Source organism: Nocardia sp. NPDC004604 (assembly GCF_040609795.1).
In the GTDB taxonomy this organism is placed as follows: Bacteria; Actinomycetota; Actinomycetes; order Mycobacteriales; family Mycobacteriaceae; genus Nocardia.
The window spans coordinates 23,241-26,483 of sequence record NZ_JBEXLC010000126.1 but is presented as its reverse complement, the minus strand read 5'-3'; the positions used below and the strand labels follow the sequence as shown (position 1 = coordinate 26,483).

2 protein-coding genes are annotated in these 3,243 nt (G+C 64.9%); one reads left to right on the top strand and one right to left on the bottom strand.

Annotated features, from left to right (window positions below; genetic code table 11):
- Positions 1-519: 519 nt before the first annotated feature.
- Entirely contained in the window at positions 520-1,476 is a 957-nt protein-coding gene (locus ABZW16_RS33460) for an alpha/beta hydrolase family protein (RefSeq protein WP_354960103.1), read from the top strand.
- Between the two features lie 521 nt (positions 1,477-1,997).
- Here the strand turns inward: ABZW16_RS33460 and ABZW16_RS33455 are convergent.
- Positions 1,998-3,041, bottom strand: coding sequence for a DUF2330 domain-containing protein (locus tag ABZW16_RS33455; RefSeq protein WP_354960102.1), 1,044 nt, complete (start codon positions 3,039-3,041; stop codon positions 1,998-2,000).
- Positions 3,042-3,243 lie beyond the last annotated feature (202 nt).

The window sequence follows — 3,243 nt, the reverse complement described above, 5'->3', positions numbered from 1 at the left end:
CGACCACCACGAAGCCATGGTCTACATCGCCACCATTATGACCATGTCACGCCGCCTCACCCGAACATGACCGAAGTTCTCGGACGCTCACTTAGCGATCTTGATCCGCACAACCGCAGTGGACGAAGCGGTAATCACGGCCGCAACTCCCGCGAAGATCCCAACGAGATCCATCCTTACTGTCCCTCTCCCCGGTCAAGAGAGGACATGGCGGCACCTCAGCTCGACCAGAACACGTTCTGGCTGAACCAAGGTCCGCCGCCCCAGCTAGGCAAGACTTTGAGGTGTCGAAGGAAATTAGATCTCTTATTTAACTTAGTCAACTGGGGCACTGGCACATCTTCGACGGTCGCAGGCTACCCCACCCCTTGCATCAACTGTGTTCCGCAGTCGTAGCAGAACGCGACACCCAGCACCGGACAGTTTGCCGTGGAAACGCGGGGATTTCGAATTTCTTCCCCAACGTCTCGGGGTGAGTTACGTTGATGGCCATTGTCATGCGGTGATGGAGGTGGGGACATGCGGCTAACCCGGATAGCCATTGCGGTGCTGGCCTTTGCGATTGCATCAGTGGGCCCCATGGTCGTCGACCCCGCGACGGCATCGGCCGCACGGGTCGATCGGATCGATGAGCTGAGCCCCACGCGCTCGGCGATCTCCATCGAATCGCCATCGATGGGACGGACCATCCAGGTCCAGGTCCTGCACCCGGTGGACGGCGGCGCGCACCCGACCTTCTACCTGCTCGACGGCCTCGATCCGGGCATCAACCAGAGCACCTGGACCAATGCCACCGACGCCGAGGCATTCTTCGCGCGTAAGAATGTGAATGTCGTGCTGCCCGTCGGCGGCCAGGCCAGCTACTACACCGATTGGCAGCAGGATGATCCCAAATTCGGCCGCTACAAATGGGAGACGTTCCTGACCGAGGAACTGCCGCCGATCATCGATGCGCGCTACGGCAATGGCGTCAATGCCATCGGCGGACTCTCCATGGGCGGCAATGCCGCCTTCATCCTCGCCGTCCGTCATCCCGAAATGTACCGGGCGGTCGCGGGTTACAGCTCCTGCCCGGACACCAGCCTCGCCGCGGGGGCGGTCATGTTCTCCATCGCCAACCGCGGCGGCAATCCGGTGAACATGTGGGGTGCTCCCGGCAGCCCCGCCTGGGCCGAACACGATGCCGCCGCGCTCGCGGATCGCCTGCGCGGCAAGACGATCTACCTCTCCACCGGCTCCGGCATCCCCGGCCCGCACGAGGCCGAGGTCAAACCCCAACTGGCCGAGAACATTGTCCTCGGCGGCCCCGTCGAGGTAGGCGTCAACACCTGTGTCATCGAATTCGAACAGCGCCTGCACACCCTGAACATCCCCGCCCAAATCGACTACAGCCCCACCGGAACCCACTCCTGGTCCTACTGGCAGGACACCCTCCACACCTCCTGGCCCACCATCGCCCCCGCCATCGGCGCCTGACCCCTCCCTTCCGGGAAGCCGTCGTGACAGCCCAGTTCGGGTGTTGGGCACTGGATGCTTCGCCGGGAAGTCGTGGTGATGGTCCCAGTTCGGGTGTTGGGCACTGGATGCTCCGCCGGGAAGTCGTGGTGATGGTCCCAGTTCGGGTGTTGGGCACTGGATGCTCCGCCGGGAAGTCGTGGTGATGGTCCCAGCTCGGGTGTTGGGTACCGGATGCTCCCCCGGGAAGCCGTGGTGGCGGCCCCCACTCGGGCACTGGCCACCGCAGCAGCCCGTCCCAGCGCACCAATGCTGGCTCCGCGCCGGAGACCGCCCCGCCCCGACGACAACTCCCCTACCCTCCTGGACGAGCGATCACCATGCGCTCATGCAGGTAAACGTCGAGAAGGCACCTGCACCAGCGCATTCTCGTCGATTTGGGAGGCTTTGGGTGGCTGTGGTGGGGGGATTGGTCGGGTGGGGGTATGCGGGGGCGAGGGGGAGGGGCCCGACGGCGACTGGGTAGGGCGACGGCTCGGTTTTCAGGTGCGGAGGGTGCGGATGATGGCGAATAGGACGGCGAGGGCAGCCAGGGATGCGGCGCCGAGGATGACCAGGCCTGCGGGGAGGGCGAAGAGTTCGACAGGTTCGGTTCGGTGGATGGTCTGGTAGATCTGCGCGTCGGTGGTGTCGGGCTCGAAGGTGAAGTCGGAGTGGATATCTGCGGGGTGGTCGATCGAAATTCGGAGTTCGGTCAGGTAGTTGTGGGCGTTCGTCGTCAGTTGGGTCAGTTCGGGATCTGTGGTGGTGACTCGGCCCGCGAAGTCGACGGATACCGTCTGGGTGGTGGTGTCTGGGTCGGTGCGTCGCAAACGGTGCTCGCCCAGTGCGTAAAGATGTACGTACTGGGCCTGTTTCGCGGCGCTCGACATGCGCATCGGGTAGACGAATCGGTCCGAATCGAAGGTCAGGCGTACCGGATCTAGTGCGCCGTCCAGCGGTTTGGTGCTGGTGAGGCGCATCGCGACGAATGACCAGCCCTCGCGCAGATATGGATCGAGGGTGCCGATCACCTCGGGACGCATTTCGTAGCCGTTGTCGCTCAGCCACTTTCGAATGCCGTCCAGGCTGCCGCCGGACAGGGTGGTTGCCTCCAGCGGACCGAGCTGGACGCGGTCGAGGACGGTGGGGCCGCCGCCCGCGGCGCTCGTCGCCCCTTCGCCGGCGCTGCCCCGGGACGACCGCGAGAACCACCGACGCTCCGTGACGATTCTGGGCGCGGTGAGATTCCGCAGCTCGGTGAAGGTCGCCGCATCGCCGCCCGCGACAGTGGCCGGTTTCGGTGTCGGCACGATCAGCGCCGCCTGGTCGGTGCCCGATTTGAGGGCAAGTCGCATGAGCACCGTCTCGCGGCGGCCGTCCCAGCCCACCAGCGCCGTCTCCTCGCCCACCGAGGCCGGGCGACCAGGCGGATTGGCCACCCCGCCGCAGGCACATGCGGAAGCCGGTGCGAGCGCACCGATTCCGGCCGCAGCGAAAACCATCCCCGCCACGGCCAGCAGACGAACTGCGATTGCGGCACGCATGGCCGCGAGCCTACTGGGATTCACGGCCGTACAACCGCATTCTCGAGAGCGCGCCGATTCTCGGGCGTACCCGGATTGTTGAGCGCGTGGATTCTCGGGCGTACCCCGATTGTTGAGCGCGTGGATTCTCGGGTGCACCTCGATTGTTGAGCGCGTGGATTCTCGGGTGCACCTCGATTGTTGAGCGCGTGGATTCTCGGGT

Bases quoted from the DNA above. Each gene is read 5' to 3' on its own strand.
- ABZW16_RS33455 (WP_354960102.1), bottom strand. From the start codon at position 3,041: ATGCGTGCCGCAATCGCAGTTCGTCTGCTGGCCGTGGCGGGGATGGTT.
- ABZW16_RS33460 (WP_354960103.1), top strand. From the start codon at position 520: ATGCGGCTAACCCGGATAGCCATTGCGGTGCTGGCCTTTGCGATTGCA.